The sequence below is a fragment of the Reichenbachiella sp. genome, from assembly GCF_965223055.1.
GTDB lineage: Bacteria > Bacteroidota > Bacteroidia > Cytophagales > Cyclobacteriaceae > Reichenbachiella.
The window spans coordinates 719,008-743,361 of the sequence record NZ_CBDCVM010000010.1 but is presented as its reverse complement, the minus strand read 5'-3'; the positions used below and the strand labels follow the sequence as shown (position 1 = coordinate 743,361).

Genomic DNA, 24,354 nt, shown 5'->3' with positions numbered 1-24,354 from the left:
TGGGGAGAGATTTGGTTGCTTTAAAAAAAGATGGTAGTACTTTTCCGGTGGAAATCAGTCTGAATGTGGCTAAAGTAGATGAAGAGGAAGTGACCATAGCTCATGTCATTGACATTACGAGAAGAAGAGAAGCTGAAATCGAGCTAAAACGCAGTGAAGAGCAATTGTTAGTTTACGCTGCTGAGCTAGAGCAACGAGTTCAGGACAGGACCAAAAAATTGAATGAAGCAATAGATGATTTGCAAAAGTCGAACACGGACTTGGAAATGCAGATTAAAGAAAGAGTTAAAGCTGAGAATGAAGCGCGCATTGCCCTGGAAAAGGAAAAAGAACTAAATGAACTAAAAACCCGATTCGTATCAATGGCTTCACATGAGTTCAGAACTCCGCTGAGTGCAATTCTTTCGTCTGTTTCTCTTATAGGAAAGTATATCTCTGACGAGAACAGAGATAAAAAACTCAAGCATATCAATCGTGTGAAATCGAGTGTAGGAGAGCTAACGGGGATTTTGAATGACTTTCTTTCCATGGATAGATTAGATGCAGGAAAATTGACTGTGTCAGCAAGGGATCTCATTATTTGTGATTTCCTTCATGAGATTACCGATGAAATGAGTGAATTAATGAAAAAAGATCAGGTGCTTGATCTTAAGTGTAATAGTCCGGAAGGGATGTTTTGCACGGATTCACAAATTCTAAAACAGGTATTGGTTAATTTATTATCTAATGCCATCAAATATTCTCCGGAGGGAGGAAAAGTAATACTAGATACTATACTAGAAGATAAAGAGCTCACGATCAGAGTAATTGATCACGGGATAGGTATTCCAAAAGAGGATCAGAAACATCTTTTCGATAAATTCTTTCGAGCCAACAATGCCTCGCACATTCAAGGCACTGGCTTAGGATTGAATATTGTCAAAAAATACCTGGAGCTAATACAAGGAACTATAAATTTTGAAAGCACTGAAGGACAAGGGTCCACATTTACATTAAAATTAAATGCCATAAAAGATGAATAAAATATTGCTGATTGAAGATAATGTGGAAGTCAGAGAAAATACTGCTGAAATTTTAGAGCTATCGGGATATGAGGTGACAACTGCTTGCGATGGTAAGGATGGACTTGAAAAATTGAAAAATTTCAAGCCAGAATTAATAATATGCGACATAATGATGCCCATGCTGGATGGCTACGGAGTTCTACATATTATTTCTAAAAATCCATCAACGGCACATATCCCTTTTATTTTTCTTACTGCTAAAGTGGAAAAATCAGATATTAGAAAAGGAATGAACCTTGGTGCGGATGATTATTTGACTAAGCCTTTTGATGATATAGAATTACTTGGTGCAGTTGAGGCTAGATTAAAAAGGAGCAAACAGATTCAAAATGAATATGATGCAAACATTTCAGGACTCGATAGCTTCTTTAGCGATGCCAAAGAAATTGAAAGCTTAAAGCAACTGTCCAAAGAAAAGCGGATCAGACACCATAAGAAAAAAACGAACCTTTATTATGAAGGGGATTATCCTAATTATTTAATATTCATAAATAAAGGAAAAATCAAAACATATAAGACCAACAAGGATGGAAAAGAGCTGATTACTGGCCTTTTTGGTCCAGGGGATTTTATTGGGTTTAATGATTTGATTACGCAATCAGATCATAGTGATTCAGCCATGGCTATGGAGGATAGTGAGTCTTATTATATCCCCAAAGATGATTTTCTGCAATTGATATATAAAGATCGATCTGTGGCTTCCAGATTCATAAAAATCCTATCTGGCAATCTCAAAGATCAGGAAGAGAAAATGTTGCACATTGCTTATAATTCTGTAAGACAGCGTGTGGCGGAAGCATTGTTGACTGTTCAAAAGAATTATGGTTCTGAGAACAAAAAATTTCAGTTCTCTAGAGAGGATCTTTCTAATATTGTAGGAACTTCACCTGAGTCGGTCATTCGAACCTTATCAGACTTTAAAAAGGAAGGGTTGATTGAGATTAAATCCAATCAGATTACACTGATTGACATTGATGAATTAAGTACCATTATATCAAGGGGCTATTGAAAACCTGGAAATGGAGTTAGATAAAAAGGAAGTCAAAAAACTAATTGAAAATGAGATTAAAAATGTTCAATCAAACATTCTAGAGCTCAAAGACTTGACTAAACCTATTTCTCCAGAAAATTCCATAGGCCGTATTAGTCGCATGGATGCGATCAATAATAAGAGCATCAATGAAGCTTCACTACGAAAGGCCGAAGAAAAACTAAGTAAGTTGAAGGTGGCTTTGTCCAAAATTGATGATAAGGATTTTGGTATTTGTGTGCGTTGCTTGAAGCCGATACCCGTTGGTAGAATTATGCTCATGCCTCAATCAAATAAGTGTGTAAATTGCGCCTGATTATTCCAAATTAAAAGTATCATGAGTTTACAAAAAGGAGATAGAGCACCGGAATTCGAAGCCAAAATTCAAGATGGTTCATCCATTAAGTTGTCAGATTATCTGGGAAAGAAAGTGGTTCTGTATTTCTACCCTAAGGATAATACGCCAGGCTGCACAGCACAATCATGTAATTTGAGAGATAATTATGAGACCTTGCAAAAACAAGGGTATGTAGTGCTGGGAGTGAGTCAAGACAGTGAAAAATCTCATGTGAAATTTATAGATAAACATGAGTTGCCTTTTGACCTTATCTCTGATCCAGATCATATCGTTCATAATATGTATGGGACTTGGGCTTTGAAAAAGCTTTATGGCAGAGAATACATGGGTACTGTTCGAACAACTTTTATTATTGACGAACAGGGTATGATTGAAGAGGTGATTAGTAAAGTGAAAACCAAAGCGCACACTGAACAGATAGTGAATATCACTTAAGTTCGATTATGAAATTCTAGTTCCTCTAAGAGAAAATACTTAGATATTTTACGTATCATTGTAATATTTTCGATGGAAGCAACTTCTTTGTTTCCTTATTCATCCAGCGCTTTTAATGTTTTTTTATTGGTTTTTTGGCTTCAGTATGATCCTTCTAGAAGACTCACGTTTAGCCTAAATACCAATTGGCTATTTAACCTAGCATAATGAGAAAAGTTATTGTTGCCCTTTTTCTGGCCATTTGGTCATGGAATTCTTACGCCGAAGGTTCAAAGAATCTTACCCCGTCTAATACAGGTACTGCCGCAGGAGCAAACACCTTCATTGGATATCTAGTTCATAGTTCGGGCTTAGTAGGAAATTTCCTTCAAGCTGATGCGCCCGCAGCAGAAAGAACTTACATTCGAATTAATGATGGAGAGACATTATACTGGGGACTTCGACGGATTTCAAGTTTTGGAACGGATCAAGAAGACCTCACGGTCGTACTCTATGAGAATGATGGAACTATAGCAACGTCATGGACATTGACTAATGATGATGGGAGCCCAAATAGAGCTACATTCAATACTCCACAAACAGGTGTAATAGAAAGCTATGCAGAAGCAACCGCAGGCCCTGAGGCTGTAGTAGGAGTAACTGGATATGATGCGCAGAGTTATACGAATAACACAGGTTCAGATCAGGATTTTTATGTTGGTTTCATTCAGGACGATGGTGGAAGTACGAATCCTGCTACAGATATCAACGAAGAGAGCTGGTATGATTTATGGGATTTTTCCGTTTACGACGGTACTGAAGAGCAGCCTGGCAGAATGTTTTGTCAAAAATGGGGATTTACCAGTGCTGCAGGAGCTAATCTGTTATCTACCGATTTTCAAATGTATGCGAGAGTTCCATCTACAGTAGACGGAGTAAGTGCAGGGAATTATATAAAGGAAATTGATCTTAGTGGTTTGCAGCCATTCACTTTTGCGCTTTATGCAAATTCAGTAGGGTCTGATCCAGGTGTCTTGGGTACGACTAATTTTACAGAATTAAGACAATCACAGACTACTGAAACAGCCCTCTTAGAATACGATATTTTTTTAAACAACCCTGACCTGGAATTGTATCCGACGAGTACATTACCAACCGTAGTTATAGCAGATGCATTTTTCAGTTGTAGTGATACCGGCGGTGGTCAAGCTACTATTTATTTTGAAACTAATCAGGTGGGTCAAGTGGCTATTCTGATTGATATGAATGGTGAGACTGGTTATCAAGCTGGTACAACAGATGTATTAGTTGAGCAGGAAATTACAGCTGAAGGGTCTTATTCTGTGCTTTGGGACGGATTAGACGGTACGGGTGTGGCTGTAGCATCTGGTACTCAAATCACTATTTCAGGTCGGTTTACCTCTGGACCACTTCACATTCCGATGTGGGATGTAGAAGATAGCCCCACTGGCCTTGGTATGACGGATGTGCGTCCAGCTACAAGTTTTGATTTGATTTATTGGGATGATTCACAAGTCTTTACCGGAGCTGACCCAGAAGTTCAATTGAGTGGTACCAATGTAAATACACATACCTGGAATAGTGGAGACAATGATTTGTTGAATACCTGGTCATTCGGATATTATCAAATAAATACTCAAATTTTGGATTTTGTGTATAACTGTGATACGGATGGAGATGGAGTAGCAAATCATTTGGATGATGACGGAGATAATGACGGCATTCCGGATGCTGAAGAAGGAGATGTGAAGGCTGATGCCGATGCAGATGGAATCCCTGATTATTTAGATACTGATTTTGCTGGATTCGTAGACGCTAATGGCGATGGTGTAAATGATAATTTTGATTACGACCAAGATGGTATTCCAAATGCCCTTGATCTGGATAGTGATAATGATGGAATTTCGGATATTATTGAAGCTGGTCTTACCGATGCCGATAATGACGGTTTTGTTGATGGATTTGCAGATATAAATAACAATGGATTAAATGACTCATTTGATCCAAATCCAATGTTCAGGACGGACAGATTTGCAGATGAGTGTCAGACTGTTGCAGACCCTACACATAATTTATCCTTTACGGTAACTACTACAGATGCAAATGGTGATGCTACGCTGACTTTTAATCTAGAGGGAGATTATGGAGTTCAAGGAGGCGAAAATTTCACATTGACTGGTGAAGGTGCTGTCGATTTGGGAACTTATGATTATACCGATTCTGATAATTTGGATGGTTCTGATTGTAATGTCTTGGGATTTTCGATTACTATTCCTCAGGCCAACTGGAACACATTTAATGATGATGGAATAGTGACAATCACCATGACCACTGGAGGGGGAGTAGATGCGATTTGCGGTGCTAATTCTTCTTGTATTACGGACATGTCAGTAACCTATCCTATAAGTAATCCAGGAGGAGCAGTTTTAGTTATTCCAGATAGCGATGGAGACGGTGTGCATAATTATGCAGATATTGATAGTGACAATGATGGAATCGTTGACGTAATTGAAGCTGGTGGAATGGCGGGTGCCAATGGTCAAATTTCTGGCTTTACTGACACAGATGGTAATGGAAGAAATGATAGTCAGGATATAGGGGCTTTGAGCTTTCCGGATTCTGATGGTGATGGCGCGCTAGCAGACTATCTGGATATAGACAGTGATAATGATGGTATTATCGATAACATTGAATCACAAGCAAGCAACGCATTTGTTACTTCTGTTGCTGCCGACACCAATGGTAATGGACTTTGCGATGTTTATGACCCTAACAATGGTGGAACACTCATAGTACCAGTGGACTCTGATGGCAATGGCTCAGAAGATTACATAGATACTGATGCTGATGGAGATGGTGTAATAGACTTGATCGAAGGTCACGATGCCGATTTTAACGGTTTTGGAGATTGGGATGGAGATAATAATAATGTCTTAGATGCGAGTGATCCATTTGGAGCTACATTCAATAGTGATACGGATAGCGATGGCCTTTGGGATGTTTTCGATACCGACAATGGAGGAACCGCAGCCGCCGTGCAAAATACAGACGGTGCTGACTTTGCTGATTTTCAAGATACCGATGATGACAATGATGGTAGCTTGACCTCTGGTGAGGATGAAAACAGCAATGGAGATTGGACGGATGATTTTACACAAGGACAAGGAACTGCTGTAGTAGGGACTACCGTGCCTGATTATTTGTTTAGAGGAGATTATGATGAAGACGGCTTAGCTGATGCTAATGATGCAGATTCAGATAATGACGGATTGCTTGATACTGATGAAGATGGAGGAGAAGCGATTGACCCTAGTCAGGATGCTGACAATGATGGGGTACCGAACTACAGAGACCCTGATATATCTGGCTCCTTAGCTGACGCAACTGATTCGAATACAGACGGAGTATACGACACTTATGATACTGACTTGGACGGTATTCCTGATTTTCTTGACGGAGATTCAGACAATGATGGTATTCTAGATGCCATAGAGGCCAACAATGGTGCGGTACCAAATGGGTTCAATACTTCGACAGCTAGATTTAACTTGAATGACCCAGACAATGACGGTCTCATGAATTATGTTGACAATAGCCCTGCTGCTGTCGGTGGCAGTTCTACATTAAACAATGCCGACTCAGACGCTGATGGCATCCTTGATGTTCTTGATATTGATAGTGATGCTGATGGTATTACGGATTTTTATGAAAGTATCTCAGGCAGTTCTGCCGTGACGTTCGCAAATCTCGATTCTAACGGCAATGGGATTGATGATGGCTTTGATCCTGACAATGGTGGAACTTTGATCATTCCAGTCAATACAGATTTACAGGACAACCCCGATTATTTGGACGATGATTCTGATCAGGATGGAGTACTCGATATCGTTGAAGGTGATGATTTAGATAATGATGGTTTTGGAGAATGGGATGCAAATACCAATGGTGCTACTGATGATGCTGGGTTTGGGTCCGATACAGATGGAGATGGATTGGTGGACGCTTTTGATAACGTGGTTCTTGGTGCAGGAATAAACGGAACTGGTTCTAATGCAGACAGACAAAACACTGATGGCATCGACAATTTAGATTATAGGGATACTGATGATGACAACGATGGGGATCTTACTGAAGATGAAGATATTAATTTGAATGGCGATTTCAGTGATGATCGTACAGATGGACAGGGAGGAGCTAATATTCCGGATTACTTGTTTTATGGCGATTTTGATGGTGACGGAGTTCCTGATAGCTTAGACGGAGATTCTGACAATGACGGAATAGCTGATGCAGATGAAGATAATGGAGAAACTATTGATCCCAGTGGTGATGAAGATGGAGACGGTATTCCAAACTTTAGGGACGTAGATGATGCTACAGTGACTGCAGGATTGAGTGATACTGCAGATGCAAATGGCGATGGGGTCTACGATGTTTTTGATACAGACGCTGATGGCATTCCTGATTTCAGAGACTTGGATTCCGATAATGACGGATTTCCTGATTTGTTTGAAGTAGGAGGTACTGATGTAGATAATGATGGGTTATTAGATAATACGACAGACACAGATGGTGATGGAGTGGCCGATATAATCGATCCAGACGATGGAGGAACACCGCTAGTTGTTGTTGATACAGATGGCGACGGGTTTAGGGATGCGGCCGATCTGGATTCTGATGGCGATGGTATTACCAATCTCTTGGAAGCAGGTGGTACAGATGCTGACGGAGATGGAAAAATTGACAATTTTGTAGATTCTGATGGGGATGGTCTTGCCGATATCATAGACCCTGACAATGGAGGTAGTCCGTTAGTAATTCCAGACACTGATGGCGATGGAATTGATGATTATTTAGATGTCGACTCTGATAATGATGGTATCACGGATGCCGTGGAAAATGGGGGTGCTGATACAGATGGAAATGGTAAAGTTGATGGGTTTGAAATTGATACCGATGGTGACGGCTTGCCAGATTCGGTAGATCCTGATAATGGTGGAACTCCAATTAGTGATACAGATACAGATGGTGATGGTATTCCGAATAACAAAGATCTGGATAGTGATAACGACGGGTATCCTGACATCCTTGAAGGAGGAGGTACAGATGCTGACTTTGATGGAAGGGTCGATGCCATGTCTGATGCCAATGGAGATGGATTGAATGATTCAACTGAAAGTAATCCATATGCCATTCAAGACTATGATGGCGACGGTCAGAGGAATTTTGCAGACATGGATTCTGATAACGATGGCTTGTTGGACTTGGTGGAAAATGGTCTTACAGCAGATGCAGGAACAGGTCAAATCGATGGTTTTACCGATGCCGATACGGATGGGTGGAATGATGCCCAGGAAGGAATGGCATTTACTATTGTAGACACTGATGGAGGTTTATTCCCAGATGCTATTCCAGACTTTTTGGATTTAGACGCCGATGATGATGGTATTGTAGACAATATTGAAGGCCAAACCAAAGCCACTTATGTCGCACCTTCTGGTAACGATACAGATAATGATGGCTTGGATGATGCTTATGACCCGAACAATGGCGGTACATTGCTTTCTCCGCCAAATACTGATGGTACTGGTGCTGCTGATTATTTAGACGATGACTCGGATGGTGATACGGTTAACGATAGAGTAGAAGGTAATAATGCCGGACGGGGACAGTATGCGGATTGGGACGCAAATAGTAATGCCACGTTTGATGACACCGGATTTAACTCTGATATAGATGAAGACGGAATCCTTGATATTTTTGATAATTATGTAGGAACAGGAATCACTCAAATTACAGGTTCTAGTGCAGCTGTTACAGATATTGATCTAGATGACATTTGGGATTTTCAGGATTCGGATGACGACAATGATGGTACACTGACCAGTGCCGAAGATACGGACATTGTAGATGGAAATCCTACGAACGATTTTGCTCAAGGCGGCTTCAATATTCCAGATTATTTGTACAGCAATCCCGATTCTGATGGTGATGGAGTAGCAGATAGCTCGGACGATGATATAGATAATGATGGTTTAGCCAACTCAAGTGAAGATGGGGGAACAGGAGTTAACCCAGGTGGTGATAACGACAGTGATGGTATTCTGAACTTTCAGGATGCTGATATGGATGGAGATGGTATTGCCAATGTGAGCGATTCCGATGCGGATGGTGACAATGTTACAGATACTTTTAATCTAACTGATGCAAATGGCGATGGAGTCATTGACGAATTTGATTATGATTTGGATGGAATTCCAGACATGATGGACAGGGATAGTGATAATGACGGTATTGCAGATGTGGTTGAGTTTGGATTGGCTGATACAGATGAGGATGGAGCCTTGGATGGAGCAATCACCACAGATGATAATAACAACGGAATGGAGGATTCAGTTGATGAATTATGTGATGGCAATCCAATAGTTACTCCGTACTATGCTGCCACTTTATTTGAGAATAATGGCATGGACGATACTGACAATGCGCTTGGAGCACCTGATGGAACTTATGCATTTACAAATGCTAATGGAGAGTATATAACAGTCCAATTTGGTCGTACCATACCAAATGGTACTGATGTGATTTTTAATTTGGCCATTGATGGTAATTTCAATTTCACGACTTCTCAATCCACCGATGGGACGAATTTCACCAATGCGGTGCAGCAATCCGCTACTGGATTAACCACTCCAACAGACTATACTTACACACTCAATGCCGACGCAGACTATATAAGATTTCAGGCTGATGGAGGAACAGAGAGACAATTGTATCATATCTACTACAATGTCACAACAGGTCCATGTTTTGGTGGTACGCCAATTACTATTCCTGATACAGATTCTGATGGAGTACCAAATCATTTGGACTTAGATTCTGACAATGATGGAATCACAGACAATAGAGAAGCCCAGACTACGGCGACTTATGTGGCGCCAATAGCAGGAGATTCAGATACTGATGGAATTTTAGATGTTTACGATGTAGATGCTTCCGGTGCCATTGATCCAGAGAATTCTGATGGCGTAGACAATGATGATTATTTAGATACTGACGCTGATAATGACGGAATTCTGGACATGATTGAAGGGTTCGACGCTAGTTCGAATGGGTTTGCCGATTGGGATACAGATGGAGATAATGATATTACTGATGAGTTTGGATACAATGTAGATACAGATAATGACGGGATTTGGGATGTGTTTGATACAGACAATACAGGCTTTGCTACCTTTTCTAATATAGATGCATCTAATCAAGCGCTGCAAAATTCAGATGGTGCTGATGAGGCTGATCATCGGGACACTGATGATGACAACGATGGCACACTTACAAGTGCAGAAGACACAGGTGACGGAATGGGCGGAGGTGCTGATGGAGATTGGACCAATGATTTCGTCCAAAACGGAAATCCAATCCCGGATTACTTGTTTGCCGCAGATAATGATGGTGACGGTGTTTTAGACACAGTTGATGGTGATTCAGATAATGATGGTATAGCTTCGATTGACGAATATCCATTTGGTGTGATTCCTCTACCTGCTGGAGGTCCAGATGATGGATCTCTATTTGATGGCGATCTTGATAATGATGGAATCTATAATTATCTGGATGATGATATGGATGGAGATGGAGATGTCAACAGCATAGATGCTGATGACGACGGCTATGGAAATAACTTTACAGATGCCAATGGTGATGGGGTATTAGATGAGTATGATCAAGATCAAGATGGTATCATCAATCCATTTGATGTAGATAGTGACAATGATGGTATTTATGACGGTATAGAAGCTAACAACGGTACTGCAGCTGCTGGCTTCGATACCAATACAGGAAGGTTTACTGGGGTCGATGGAGATGGAGATGGGGTATCAAGTGACGTAGATCAAAATGATGGTGTTAGTAACAATGCACAAAGTACTACGCTGGCTAATGAAGACTTTGACTCTGATAGTTTAGAAGATTTTCTTGACTTAGACTCTGATAACGATGGTATTACTGATCACTATGAAAGCCAAGCAACCTTTGTTGCATTGAGCGGAAATGATACTGACGGTGACGGCTTGGACGATGCGTATGATAATGACGACGGTGGAACTTCAATTACACCTACCAACACGGATGCAGGTGGTGAACCTGATTATAGAGATGATGATAGCGATGACGATGGTGTTGACGATTTGATTGAAGCCTACGATGCCAATGCTAATGGCTTTGGTGATTGGGATTCAGATAATGACAATGACATCACGGACGAGACAGGCTATAATGTAGATACAGATGGTGATGGCGTTTGGGATATTTATGATATCTACGCAGGTCGAGGAAGCGATAATGTAGTAGGAACATCAGCAGATTTACAAGATACAGATACGGACGGAACAGTAGATTTTAGAGACACAGATGATGATGAAGATGGAATAGATACCTCACTGGAAGATGCTAATGGAAACAATGATTGGACTGATGACAAAACTCAAGGGGGAGGAGCCATTCCAGATTATTTGTATTTCGCGGATTTTGATGGTGATGGAATAGCTGATCTACAGGATTTCGACAATGACAACGATGGTATTCTCAATATCAATGAATATGATGCTTCACTAGGAGATGCCTTTGGAGATGATGATGGAGATGGATTGTTGAACTACAATGACCCTGGTGTAGATACCAATGCTGACAACATTGATGATCGATATGATTTTGATTTGGACGGTGTACCAAACTTCTTTGATTTGGACAGTGACAATGATGGTATACTGGATTTGATAGAAGGAGCAGAATTATCCGATGGTAATGATGATGGTACTATAGATGCATTTACGGATGGTGATTCGGATGGTATCCATGATGCAATTGGCTATACCGAAGGAACTCTTGACAATAGTGGTGGAGGTGATGGTGTTACCAGTCCTGCAAATAGTTCCACAATTGATGGTAATAGCGCAGATTTAGATCAGACCAATGAATTTTTGGTAATCGATCTTGGTGCAAGTTACGGTGCTGGAACAGTGGTAGCGGTATTAGCTCGGGTGGACGCAGCAGGTGTTGGAAACAACGATTTGGAGATTAGCCAGCATACTGCTAATACTTTTTCAGATGGTGCATATACTAATGATCAGCAGTTTTTAGCTGTATCTAATACATTGTATCAAAGCTTTACCATTGAGCTAAACGCGTCAGCTCAATATATCGGCGTTGAGAACCTGAATAGCACGGCAGGATCTTTACAAATTGATGGTGTCTATTTTAATACATCTACTCCTCCCGATTTTGATGGTGATGGTCAGCAAGATTTCTTGGATTTAGACTCAGATAATGATGGCATCCAAAGTTTATTAGAAGCAGGAGGGAATGATGCCAATAATGATGGTTCGATAGATACATTTGGTGACACTGATGGCGACGGTTGGGCCAATATTCTCGATGCTGACAACGGAGGTATAGCTTTATCTCCTTTGGATACGGATACAGATGGCTTTCAAGACTATGTAGACAGAGATTCGGACAATGATGGTATTCCAGATATTATTGAGGCTCAAGGGACAGATGCTACAAATGATGGAGAAACTGATGTGCTTACCGATTCAGATGCAGATGGCTGGGTAGACACCTACGATCCGGACAATGGCGGAACAGCACTGGCAGTATCAGATACGGATAATGATGGTAACTATAACTATAGGGATCTTGATTCTGATAATGACTTGATGCCGGATGCTGTAGAAGCCAATGCTGGAATTGCTCCAGCCGGTATGGATGCTAATGGACAATTCTCTTCACTTGTCGATACTGACGGTGATGGTTATCATGATGATCGAGATGGTACCGATGGAGGTGCTGCTTATGCTTACACCAATTCAGATGCAAGTGGATTGGCAGATTATCTAGATATAGATTCGGATAATGATGGAACTCCAGATATTGTTGAGAATAATGGTACTGACTCAGATAATGATGGTCGGGTAGATTCATTTGTTGATGCGGACGATAATGGAATTGATGATGGTGGTTCCGCTGTAAGTGGCTCAGATCAGGATGGGGATAATTTGCTCAATTATCAAGATGCAGATTCTGATAATGATGGTATTTCTGATTTGGTAGAAGGTGGAGGAACAGATGCTACCAATGATGGTCAAGCAGATGATCTTACTGATACGGATGGAGATGGTTGGGTTGATACCTATGATTTTACTAATGGAGGAAGTGCCCTTTCTCATAGCGATACAGATGGAGATGGCTTGTTAAATTTCCTAGATTTGGATGCTGATGGTGATGGTATACCTGATGCTGCTGAAGCTAATGATGGTTTCTTCCCTGTAGGAACGGATGATCATGGTAGGTTCACTGTAGGAGGTAATGATGCCGATGGCGATGGACTCGCAGATGATACTGATGGTACACCATTGGCACTTACCAGTACGGATGTAGATGGAATCCTAGATTATCTAGACACGGACTCAGATAATGATGGTTCTCCTGATTTATATGAAGGTTTTGATGATGATGAAGACATTGGAGAACCAGTAGGAGCCAATGATGTGTTACGGGATTTCGAGGCTAGAGCTGCAGCTTATGAAACTGCTAATGGAGATCCTGGGCAGTATACCACAACAGATACAGATACTGATGGTATTCCAGATTGGCTAGAGGATGGAGATGGTGATGGTGTACTCAATTTTGCTGATCCTGACAACGGATTCTTTAGCGATGCTGATTCTGATGGAATAGTAGATCTATTCGACAGTGATGCCAATGGTGTAGAATATGGAGGTGTTTCGGGAGTGCCAGATAATGATGGGGATATGACTCCTAATCAACTGGACACGGATAACACCATAACACTACCTTTAGACTTTTTATCATTTGAGGGTCAGTATATTGAAGATAAAATATTGCTTTCCTGGACTACTGCAAACGAGATCAATGTGAGTCATTTCGAAGTTGAAAGAAGTGCTGATGGAGAATCATTTAATGTAATTGGTCATTTAGATGCAATAAATATTGAATCAACCATCAACATCTACTCCTTGTATGATAAGTCTCCTTTGAAAGGAGTGGCGTATTATAGATTAAAGCAAGTGGATTTTGATGGAAAGTATCAATATTCTGAAACCATTAGAATGGAATCTGAGCTACACCAATTTTCCATATTGTACTACCCAAATCCTGTGGATGATTTATTGACTTTGGATGCCAATGAAGAGATTCAATATGCCAGTATTCAGATCATATCTATTTCTGGTGGAGTTGTTTACCAGCGTGTATATTCTGAAATTAACAACTCAAGAATCAATATTGATCTCTTTGGATTGCAGACTGGAGTATATCAGGTGCTTCTAGAAACTCCAAAGGGCACAAAAAAATTCCGTATAATTAAAAAATAGGTTGTATTACCGTCATTTACGAAACACGTCCTGAGTGATTGGGACGTGTTTTTTATTTAAGTGGATAGATACATTTGATATTTAAATAGGTAAAAATTCGGACGGTTAAGTTTACTGAGTAGGTTTATTATTGCCTGGTCTTTTGAAAATTAGAATAAATGAAGAAAATAATACTTGTTACACTATTACTATCAGGTCTGTCAAATGCTAAAGGGCAAGAGGTGGAAGGTGATATGAATGTTTGGTTTTTTATGCTTAATCATTACTCGATCAATGAAAAATGGCGAATAGGTAATGAAATCCACGTGAGAAGATATGATTGGACCAAGGAGCAACAGCAATTTCTGATTCGTCCGTACTTAGACTTTCGATTAAATAAAGAGGTTGTTTTTACACTGGGATATACGCACTTAAAAACCTCATCATTTGGACCTTTGCCGTCAGGGATCACCGTTCCAGAAAATAATATGTGGGAACAGGTTACACTTAACCAGACTATTGGTAAACTGGGTATTTCACATCGTTTCAGAATGGAGCATCGTTGGATAGGCAATATAGTAGGGGATGATATCAATGGCTATGCTATTGAAGGCACCAATTTTGCCAACAGATTCAGATATCGACTCACATTTCGACATGATTTAGGAGAGAAGTGGTTTGCTCATGTGTTTAATGAGTTTTGGTTTCATCAAGATGGGTTGAAACCTGAATCATTTGATCGAAATTGGTTTTATGTAGGGCTTGGTTACCGGGTGGCAGAGTCAGGAAATGTCCAGTTAGGATATATGAAGCAGCGAATTAAAGTGGGAGATAATTTTCTAGAAATGCCTACGTTCCAGTTGATGTTTCAATATGATTTTTAGCAAAATAGTGGCTCAATCATCCTCGTTTACAACGAGGGTGAAATGAGTATAGCATCTGTGAAGCGATCTATACAATAAAAAAGGAGATTGATATTCAATCTCCTTTTTTTGATAGTCATGATTATCAATGCTGGTGTCCACCTGGACCATGTGCATGGCCGTGATCAAGCTCTTCAGCCGTAGCCTTTCTCACTTCAATTACTTCCCCTGAGAAAAACAAGTCTTTTCCAGCCATCGGGTGGTTAAAATCCATGTTGACGTGCTCGTCAGTTATTTCTTTGACTAACCCCTGCAGCGGATTACCTTCTTGGTCTTTCATAGGAAGGAAATTACCCACCTTTACAATTTCCCCTAATTTACCATCTTGCTCAAACATATTTCTTGGCAAGTTCACCACAGCATTTTCATCTACCGGCCCATAGGCTTTGTCGCTTTCTATACCAAATTCGAATGAATCACCAACTGACTTATCTTTCAGATTGATTTCAAAATCAGGTAATACTTGCTGTGCACCAAATAAAAATACGAATGGCTCTTTGCTGTCCACTTCCTGGACGACTTCACCACTCTTATTTCCCTCTTGGAGCTTATAGGTGATGGATACTACTTTTTCGTTTCCTATATTCATGACGCGAAGGTAGAACTATCATTTGACGAATGCCAATTGAGACTCATCCTATATCTTTACGATTCAAATATTGAATCATGATTGAGAAAATTTTAGCAAAAATTGATGCTATTAATGCGGAAGACCCAAACGCTGTGTTGTATCACGGAGAAGAATGTCCAAAAGAACTCGTATATGGCCAGCGAATGACAGATATGTTACATGAGTACGATTCAGCCCCTTCTATTGCGATGCAGATTGCCGCTCGTGGTCAACATATACAACGATGGGCTATCCCTAGGTCCGATTACCCTATGGATAGAAAAGGGTATTTGAAGTGGAGAACAGAATTGAAGTTGATGCATGGGGAAATCCTTTCTGACATTCTTGAAGAAGAGGGAGCTGATCATTCTTTGATAGCTAAAGTAGCTGACCTGGTTACAAAAAAGAGACTTAAAACAGATGCTGAAACTCAGCAATTAGAAGATGTAGTTTGTCTGGTTTTCTTAAAGCATTACTTTGAGGAATTTGCGGCTGAGCATGAGGAGGAAAAGGTAGTTTCTATTGTGCAAAAGACCTGGGGCAAGATGACAGAGAAAGGTCATGAAATGGCCCTGAAACTCGATTACAACAAAAAGGAATTGGCGCTAATTCAAAAAGCACTTCAATAATTAGATAAATATGAGATGATATTGAACTATTCTAATGTAACTATTTCTTCTTCACTAGGATATTTCAATGGCTTAGGCTATCTTATTCGTCGAAATTTCACAAATCTAAAACCTATTAAAAGAAATGGTCTTTCCTGATTATTTACAAACACTTATTAATTCCCTTCACGATATCATGCCTGGTGTACTTGGTGCGTTGGTGGTTTTTGTCGTGGGCTGGCTTATCGCTGTAGTTATTCGTAGAGTAGTACACAGTCTCATGAAAAAAACAGATTGGGATGAACGCTTGCTGGGTAATACTATTGTAGACACAAATAAATTCCTGGCTAATCTTGCTTACTACATTTTCATGGTGATCAATTTATTGATTGTCTTGGAGATGCTTGGTTTCAGCTATGTGTTGGATCCTATAAGAAACATGCTAGATGAATTCTTGAGTTTTATACCAAAAATCGTGGCCGCGGGTGCGGTTGTATTCATTGGTTATGTATTGGCCAAGTTTGTATCCAATTTGGTAAAAATGGCTGGAAGCTTTTTGGACCGAATTGGTGAACAAATTGGATTCAAAGAAACAGACAAACTGGTCTTTTTTCTTCAACAAATCGTTTTCATTGCGATATTCATTCCTGCGATTATTCAAGGACTTAATGCGTTAGAGTTAGACGCCATTACAACGCCGGCGAATAATATCCTTCATAAGTTAATGGATGCCGTACCGCACATTATTGGAGCCGGATTGATCATGACCATTTTCTTTATTGGAGGCAAATTTGTCGCAACATTCGTCAATGATCTATTACTCAATATTGGAGTAGACAAACTTTCGAAACAATTGCACCTATTTATCATTGCAGAAGATCAGTCACTTTCTAAAGTAATTGCGAATATTTTGCACTTTTTCATCGTATTCTTTGGTGTAATCTCAGGCGTAGAGTTGCTAGGGATGGACAGACTGACAGAAGTTATGCATAATATTCTCAATTTGTCCGGAGATATTCTATTTGGACTAGTTGTCATGGTATTGGGCAATTTTGTAGCTTCTGTGGTGCATGGTTCGATGAGCAAAAAGAAAGAAAATGAATTTGCAGCCGGCATAGCTAGGATGGCCATCATTGGTTTATTTTTAGCCATTGCACTTCGTACGATGGGAATTGCTAACAGTATCATCGATTTAGCCTTTGGGCTGACATTAGGATCACTAGCTGTGACTGTAGCACTGGCATACGGTTTGGGTGGTCGAGAAGCAGCAGGCAAACACATGGAAGATATTCTGAAACGATTCAGAAAAGAATAAAAACGTTTAAATCGAATTGGAAAACCTCAGTCAATAGGCTGAGGTTTTTTTATATCAACCAAGGAATAAGTGCCTTTCTGTTAGGTGGATATTCAGGAAATTTTTCCTTGTACCATCTGTGATGTTTTATGGCTCTAGGGACTAAGTTGGCTAGTGTCCAAATCAAAAATGATAAAGCAGCATAATTATAGGCCATCAGCGCAAAACCAGTCCATTGGATTATTTCTCCAAAGTGGTTAGGACAAGAAATGTATTTAAATAACCAACCAATTGGGATTTTGTAACCACGCTCACCTGGTTTTCTTAAACTAATCAAGTAATGATCACTTTTTTGGTTGATGAAGAACCCTACAGCAAAAAATGAGATTCCCAGGATAAAATTGATGCTTTCTACGCTTGAAGAATTATTGCCGGATAAATATGAAAGGTAGTAACCATTTAAACTTGCGTTGACAGCATTGAAAAAAATGGCTGAAATAGCAATCACCAGAGGCATTTTTTTGCCTTTTGTTTTAATCCGAAGGGGGAAGACAAAGGTTCGGTTAAAATAATGAATAAGCCACAATGCAAACAAGATAAGTGTATAGGTGTTTTGATTTGAAACTAAACTGAAATAAAGCATAATCAAAAAGGAGGGAAGCTCCATAATTATCCATCCCCATTGATTACTTATTTCTATCCCCCAACCTTTCTTAGTATGTCTACCATATGGGGCAGTTACAAATTGAAGTAGAATAAATGCGGCTACGGCAATAAATATCCAAATGGCGCATAATGTATTAAAATCAGTATTATTCATAGATGTCGAATTCTTCTTTATTCCATTTCAATAGGTCTGATATTGTCGATTCAATACTACGACATTTATGATTCAATTCTTTTTTTGCCTTATTATCAACCATATATCTCGGGGATTGCTGAAGTGTTAACAAACTTTTTCGTGTCAGGGGAAGGTTGGATTTTGTTATTTTTAAGTACCACCTAACTATCGGATAAATGGCCAATAATAATTGAGTAGGAATGGTGATCCATGATCGGTGTGGGTTCGCCAATTTCGCCATTTTTTCTATTGAGCAAAATGAACCGCAAAGCAGGTAGATTTCGCCTTTTCGTGCTTTGTCAAAACTATTGATGATGGTCTGACAGAGATCTCTTACTTCGATCATGTCATAGCCACCTGTTGTTAGCATAGGTATATTTCCATATGCTAGATTATAAATGGTTTCTCCTAGGAGTGAAGGGTGATAGTCAGGTGGACCAACAACAGCTGTAGGTCTCAATATGACGGCATCTAGATCATGAGTTTTAACCGCTGCAATAATCGCTTTTTCCGCTTTAATTTTACTTGCCTCATAGCTATTAGTATCATCATTCTTATATGGTACAGATTCATCAAAAATGTCATGTTCAGATTTACTTTGCGCAACATCTGAAGAGCTGATATGGATGAGTCGAATGGCTTGCTTTTTCAGACAAGCATTGATAACTGCTTGTGTACCTTCCACATTGATTTGAAAGAGTTTTTCAGTGTTGTGGTCGTCAATAGAAACCAAAGCAGCACAATGAACAACTATTTGAGCTTCAGAAAATAAACTGCTCAAGGTAATTGAATCATTGATGTCGCCTTGTATCCAAGTAAGGTTCTTATGTGCTAATATTGGTAATGATCGGTGATATAATGCCCGAATTAGATAATCTTCCTGTATCAGTAATTCTATCAGAGCAGTACCGATATGCCCAGTCCCTCCGGTAATCGCAATAATGTTGTTCACAGGTTAATAATTAGATATCGACCCCGAATCCAGCGCTTTTTGACCATTCATGGCACAGGCGTTTACCACGCCTATCAATCCGGCAAAGCGCGGATCTTTCGTCAATCCTTTTTTGTATCTGGCATAGATTTGCTGACAGATCACGCCTAGTTTGAAACAAGCAAAAACGTAATAGAAGTGGATGTTGGAAGTATCAATCCCAGTCTTTTCAGTATATCTTTCAAGGACTTGCTGTCTGTTTAGGTTTCCAGGCATCCAGGTAAGGTTAAAGGCTTTAAGTGCTGGAGGATCAATGAGTTCTACCCAGTAGGCTAAGGCGGTCCCTAAATCCATCAGAGGATCGCCTATTGTTGCCATTTCCCAATCCAGAACAGCCAAAACATCTGAATAATTTTCAAGCGACAAAACAAGGTTGTCATACTTGTAATCGTTGTGCAAAAGAGTAATTGTCTCACTTTCTATGATGTTTTGAGTGAGCCATTCGCCAAGTGCTTCCATACCTGGCAACTGATCAGTTTTGGATTGATTATATCGCTCCACCCATCCCTCAACTTGTCTTTTGACATATCCTTCTGGTTTTCCTAATTCCCATAAATTGTTTTTGTCAAGATCAAGTTGATGTAAGTCGCAAAGAATATCTACTGAATTGGCACTGATCGTCTGCATGAGTTCTGCCGTCATAGGCATATTCTTAGGCGGGGCATTTCTGAGTATAATGCCTCTTACACGTTCCATGATAAAAAATTCATCACCAATGATGTCCTGATCCTCACAATGCAAGATAGGACGCGGTGAATAGGGACAAACAGGATTTATTTTAGTTAATAAATCATATTCCCGTTTCATGTCATGTCCACCCTTTACCTCAGCACCAATAGGTGGACGACGTAGGACGAATTCCTGATCGTTGCATTTGAGTAAATAGGTGAGATTGGAGAAGCCACTTGGAAATTGTTCCACACTAATACTCCCTTCTTCAAAATCAGGGGAGGATTTCAGAAATTCGCTAAGCTTATTGATGTCAATATCTTCACCCTGGCGGATCATACCAGATCGGTCCATCAACATATTTTTATTTCTGAGGCTCATTGTAGAGTTGTTTGGTTTAGTAATTTTTCAATATAGAACGTGCAATAACAGATTTGTGAACTTCATCCGGTCCGTCATATATTCTAGCTCCTCTTTCATGTCTGTACCACCAAGACAGGATTAAATCGTCAGTAATACCTAATGCGCCATGTACCTGAATAGCGCGGTCTAATACTTGTTGTAATACATTGGCCACATAATACTTGATTGACGATATTTCAACTCTGGAAGCTTTACTTCCATGCTTTTCTATCTTGTCAGCTGCATGCAAAACCATAAATCTTGAGGCATTTATTTCTGTTCTGGATTCGGCAATCCAGTTCTGAATCGTTTGTTTGTCACCTAAAACCTCTCTGGTTGATATTTGACGGAATGCCGCTCTTTTGCACATCAAATCCAATGCTCTTTCTGCTATTCCAATCCAACGCATACAATGATGAATTCTGCCAGGTCCAAGACGTTGCTGAGCCAACATGAAGCCTTGTCCTTCTTCGTGTATTAGATTGGCCATAGGAACTTTACAATTCGTGTATTTAATTTCTGCATGACTTACATAGCCGGCTCCTTCTTCTCCCATGATGGGTATATTTCTGACCAATTCGAAACCAGGAGTATCTGTCGGTACCACTATCATACTGGCTCTTTCATAAGGACTTTCAGCCTCAGGGTTTGTAATGGCCATGACGACGGCAAAAGAGGCGCCGTCTGCTGAAGATGTAAACCACTTATGTCCATTGATGACATAATGATCATCTTCTTTGGTGGCAGTGGTGCTCAGATATTTGGGATTTGATCCAGCATGTTCTGGTTCTGTCATAGAAAAACAACTTCGAATTTTACCTTCTTGCAAAGGAGCTAGGAAAGTAGATTTAATTTCTTCGGAAGCATAGCTTTCAAGCAATTCCATATTGCCAATGTCAGGTGCTTGACAGTTGAAAGCATAATGACCAAATGGGGTATTTCCCATCACTTCACTAATTTGTGCAAACTCTACTAAATCTAGGCCCAAACCTCCTTCGTCTTCGGAAAGGTGAGGAGCCCATAGTCCCATTTTTTTTGCTTTTTCTCTAAGTTGGAAAAGCAGATTTTCGTGTTGTTGAAAATCTGATACCTCCAGTAATTTCATTTCTAAAGGGATGACTTCTTCATTAATGAATTGGGTGTATTTTGGGAGGAGATTTTTGACTCTCGGGGTACTAAAAAGATCAATCATTGAGCGTAGTTTATGGATCATCAAGATAAGTAATTGATTGGATTAAACGAAGGGTGGGGGTAATGATCTTTACAAGAACAGATAGGGTGTTTATCTGGTCATTTAAAATAGTTGAGCGCTAATTAAAACAAAAAATAGCATTTAGCAGCACCAAATAATATTTGGTATGGATTTATAGTAATCAGTAAATCAGATAGATAAATACCATTACTTAAATAAAAATAGAGTATGCGTGCCAGATTATTAGAATGAAATCAATAGGAGCTGAAACAGAAGCTGATTGTTAATAAATTAACATATGTTTTTTGCTTCGTGAAAATGAAAGCGAAGTATATGTTTTTGAAACTTGGAATTGTAACTAGTTTTGTTGCGTAAAAGAAGCCTGCCAAATGGGCCAATTAAATTACAAATTGACAAATGGAAGATAATAAAAGAATCATTGAAGAAACCTGGGAAGATCGTTCGAAACTTCAAGATGGAGAAGTAGTGAAAACAATAGAGTTTGTTTTGGAAGAATTAGACAAAGGCAGGTTGAGATGTGCTGAGCCAACAGCTGATGGGTGGCAGGTTAATGATTGGGTGAAGAAAGCAGTAATCCTATATTTTCCCATTAGAAAAATGGAAAAAATCGAGGTTGGTCCATTCGAGTTTCACGACAAGATGGCGCTCAAATCTGACTATGATAAGTTAGGTGTTCGAGTGGTTCCTCATGCAGTAGCAAGGTACGGCGCATACATTTCGAGTGGTACGATTTTGATGCCCTCCTATGTGAACATTGGGGCCTATGTCGATGAAGGTACCATGGTTGATACTTGGGCTACTGTAGGTAGTTGTGCTCAAATTGGCAAGGGTGTTCACCTTAGTGGTGGTGTAGGTATCGGAGGCGTTTTAGAGCCAGTGCAAGCAGCTCCTGTAATTGTAGAGGATAATGCTTTTATAGGGTCAAGGTGTATTATTGTTGAGGGAGTTAGAATAGGAAAGGAAGCAGTGTTAGGCGCTAATGTTACTTTGACTGCGAGTTCAAAAATCATTGATGTTACAGGGGATGAACCAGTAGAATACAAAGGCTATGTACCTGAAAGGTCAGTAGTGATTCCAGGATCATATGCTAAAAAATTTCCAGCTGGTGAATACAATGTGCCCTGCGCCATCATTATTGGAAGAAGAAAGGAAAGCACTGATAAGAAAACTTCGCTTAATGACGCGTTGAGAGAAAATAGCGTAGCTGTATAAAAAAGTTATAGGTTAATCGTTGATGGTTATTGAGTGATTGGGCCATAATGAAAGCCAATTACTTGATAACCATTTTTTGTTCTTCGCCCTTTAGATTAGTAACACATATTCATTTAACCCATCTCCCCAGACCTGTTCTGGGGTTTTCTGATTAGTGCGCGGACTGACGGATACCACAACAGGCGTGGTAAGTAGAGGCGCAAATCAAAATCAATTGCTTACATTTATTATTCCAAATAAATCTATTGATATGAGAAGTTTAATCCTGATATTTTTCTTTGCCTTGAGTCTGGCTGCTCACGCTGCTGAAACGATTAAAATCAAAGCATCCGATGGGGTGGAAGTGACCGTTGACTTGCACATATCACATCCCGACACCGTACCCTTCATCGTGTTATTCCATCAAGCCGGTTGGAGCAGGGGAGAATATCAGGAAATTGCACCTATCCTCAATCAGTTGGGATTCAATTGTATGGCCGTTGATCAGCGGTCCGGAAAGGCAGTAAATAATGTAGAGAATCAGACCTTTGTCAGTGCTCGTCAACTTATGAAAGAAACTAAATATGTGAATGCATTACCAGATATGAATGCTGCCATTACTCACGCGAAGACTTATTTGGCTAAAGGAGACTTAATTATATGGGGCAGTTCATATTCCTCCGCTTTGGTGTTGAAAATAGCAGGTGATCGCGCTGATGAAATAAATGGAGTTTTGGCCTTTTCTCCTGGTGAATATTTTCAGTCTATGGGAAAACCTAAAGATTATATTACCTCGAGTGCTAAAAGCATCCAATGCCCATCATTCATTACTTCCGCAAGAGGTGAACAAAGCAGTTGGTGGTCTATTTATGAAGCCATTCCAACTGAGACCAAATCCTACTATCTCCCAGAGAGTTCAGGAAACCATGGATCACGAGCTTTGTGGAGTAAGTTCTCTGACCATAGAGGGTATTGGGATGCCGTTACAACATTCCTGAGCCAATATTTATGATTCTCTCTTTTTGGTGGAATTCCCAAGCCCCGTCATAATTGAGTAGAATATTGTAATTCCGGTGATAAGAAATATTGGAATATAAAATTTTATTAGCATCACTCCTTACAGTGACAAAATGGTTTCGACAGTATAGTTGTGCACTAAAACTACATTACAACTAATACCTAAAACAATTCTGATAGCATATCAATTTTTCATTCGCTTTGCATGCCTTTATTTTTTGGTAGATAAAAGACAATCAGAAACAGTAAACAGCTATGTCAAGACATGGACTAGGTTTTTCACCTATTTCCTCTATTAGGCAATTCACTCTTATATCGTATCCATTTGAATCGCAC

At 39.8% G+C, this 24,354-nt stretch carries 15 protein-coding genes; 10 read left to right on the top strand and 5 right to left on the bottom strand.

Annotation, left to right across the window (positions count from 1 at the left end):
- The 6 genes from ACOQO5_RS10955 to ACOQO5_RS10930 all read left to right on the top strand — a co-directional run.
- Nucleotides 1–1,022 (top strand): ATP-binding protein (locus tag ACOQO5_RS10955; RefSeq protein ID WP_420581734.1); only part of this gene is annotated, 1,022 nt, incomplete at its 5' end.
- Nucleotides 1,015–2,073: a response regulator gene (locus ACOQO5_RS10950; protein ID WP_420581733.1), complete on the top strand. Its 1,059-nt coding sequence runs from the start codon at nt 1,015–1,017 to the stop codon at nt 2,071–2,073. The genes ACOQO5_RS10955 and ACOQO5_RS10950, both read left to right, overlap by 8 nt.
- 10 nt (nt 2,074–2,083) lie before the next feature.
- The gene (locus ACOQO5_RS10945; RefSeq protein WP_420581732.1) at nt 2,084–2,410 is read left to right on the top strand and encodes a TraR/DksA family transcriptional regulator; all 327 of its coding nucleotides are present in this window, start codon (nt 2,084–2,086) and stop codon (nt 2,408–2,410) included.
- Nucleotides 2,411–2,431: 21 nt separating this feature from the next.
- Nucleotides 2,432–2,887, top strand: a complete 456-nt coding sequence (gene bcp, locus ACOQO5_RS10940) for a thioredoxin-dependent thiol peroxidase (RefSeq protein WP_420581731.1) — start codon at nt 2,432–2,434, stop codon at nt 2,885–2,887.
- 206 nt (nt 2,888–3,093) lie between these two features.
- Nucleotides 3,094–14,280 carry a T9SS type A sorting domain-containing protein gene (locus tag ACOQO5_RS10935; RefSeq protein WP_420581730.1) on the top strand — a complete coding sequence of 3,729 codons (11,187 nt, stop codon included), beginning with the start codon at nt 3,094–3,096 and terminating at the stop codon, nt 14,278–14,280.
- A 158-nt stretch (nt 14,281–14,438) separates the two neighbouring features.
- Complete coding sequence (locus ACOQO5_RS10930) at nt 14,439–15,143, top strand: DUF2490 domain-containing protein (protein WP_420581729.1); 705 nt, start codon at nt 14,439–14,441, stop codon at nt 15,141–15,143.
- Between the two features lie 124 nt (nt 15,144–15,267).
- Here the strand turns inward: ACOQO5_RS10930 and ACOQO5_RS10925 are convergent, their stop codons facing one another.
- Complete coding sequence (locus tag ACOQO5_RS10925; RefSeq protein WP_420581728.1) at nt 15,268–15,771, bottom strand: FKBP-type peptidyl-prolyl cis-trans isomerase; 504 nt, start codon at nt 15,769–15,771, stop codon at nt 15,268–15,270.
- Nucleotides 15,772–15,848: 77 nt separating this feature from the next.
- On the opposite strand from ACOQO5_RS10925, the gene ACOQO5_RS10920 reads away from it, so the two are divergent.
- Together ACOQO5_RS10920 and ACOQO5_RS10915 are read left to right on the top strand one after the other, a co-directional pair.
- On the top strand, nt 15,849–16,421 hold the full coding sequence (locus ACOQO5_RS10920; RefSeq protein WP_420581727.1) for a DUF4202 domain-containing protein: 573 nt from the start codon (nt 15,849–15,851) through the stop codon (nt 16,419–16,421).
- Nucleotides 16,422–16,545: 124 nt separating this feature from the next.
- Entirely contained in the window at nt 16,546–17,715 is a 1,170-nt protein-coding gene (locus tag ACOQO5_RS10915) for a mechanosensitive ion channel (RefSeq protein WP_420581726.1), read from the top strand.
- A gap of 49 nt (nt 17,716–17,764) precedes the next feature.
- On the opposite strand, the gene ACOQO5_RS10910 is transcribed toward ACOQO5_RS10915, so the two are convergent.
- The 4 genes from ACOQO5_RS10910 to ACOQO5_RS10895 are packed head-to-tail and all read right to left on the bottom strand — an operon-like array spanning nt 17,765 to nt 21,789.
- The gene (locus ACOQO5_RS10910) at nt 17,765–18,514 is read right to left on the bottom strand and encodes a DUF1295 domain-containing protein (RefSeq protein WP_420581725.1); all 750 of its coding nucleotides are present in this window, start codon (nt 18,512–18,514) and stop codon (nt 17,765–17,767) included.
- A complete protein-coding gene (locus tag ACOQO5_RS10905; RefSeq protein WP_420581724.1) occupies nt 18,507–19,487 on the bottom strand; it encodes an NAD-dependent epimerase/dehydratase family protein in 981 nt (326 codons plus the stop codon). The genes ACOQO5_RS10910 and ACOQO5_RS10905 overlap by 8 nt, the downstream gene beginning before the upstream one ends.
- A 3-nt stretch (nt 19,488–19,490) precedes the next feature.
- Nucleotides 19,491–20,576 (bottom strand): phosphotransferase family protein, encoded by a 1,086-nt coding sequence (locus tag ACOQO5_RS10900; RefSeq protein ID WP_420581723.1) that lies wholly within the window; start codon nt 20,574–20,576, stop codon nt 19,491–19,493.
- 16 nt (nt 20,577–20,592) lie between these two features.
- Nucleotides 20,593–21,789, bottom strand: a complete 1,197-nt coding sequence (locus tag ACOQO5_RS10895) for an acyl-CoA dehydrogenase family protein (RefSeq protein WP_420581722.1) — start codon at nt 21,787–21,789, stop codon at nt 20,593–20,595.
- Nucleotides 21,790–22,206: 417 nt separating this feature from the next.
- Here ACOQO5_RS10895 and ACOQO5_RS10890 point away from each other — a divergent pair, with 417 nt between their 5' ends.
- Nucleotides 22,207–23,022 (top strand): 2,3,4,5-tetrahydropyridine-2,6-dicarboxylate N-succinyltransferase, encoded by an 816-nt coding sequence (locus ACOQO5_RS10890; protein ID WP_420581721.1) that lies wholly within the window; start codon nt 22,207–22,209, stop codon nt 23,020–23,022.
- A 250-nt stretch (nt 23,023–23,272) separates the two neighbouring features.
- Nucleotides 23,273–24,013 (top strand): alpha/beta hydrolase, encoded by a 741-nt coding sequence (locus tag ACOQO5_RS10885; protein ID WP_420581720.1) that lies wholly within the window; start codon nt 23,273–23,275, stop codon nt 24,011–24,013.
- Nucleotides 24,014–24,354 lie beyond the last annotated feature (341 nt).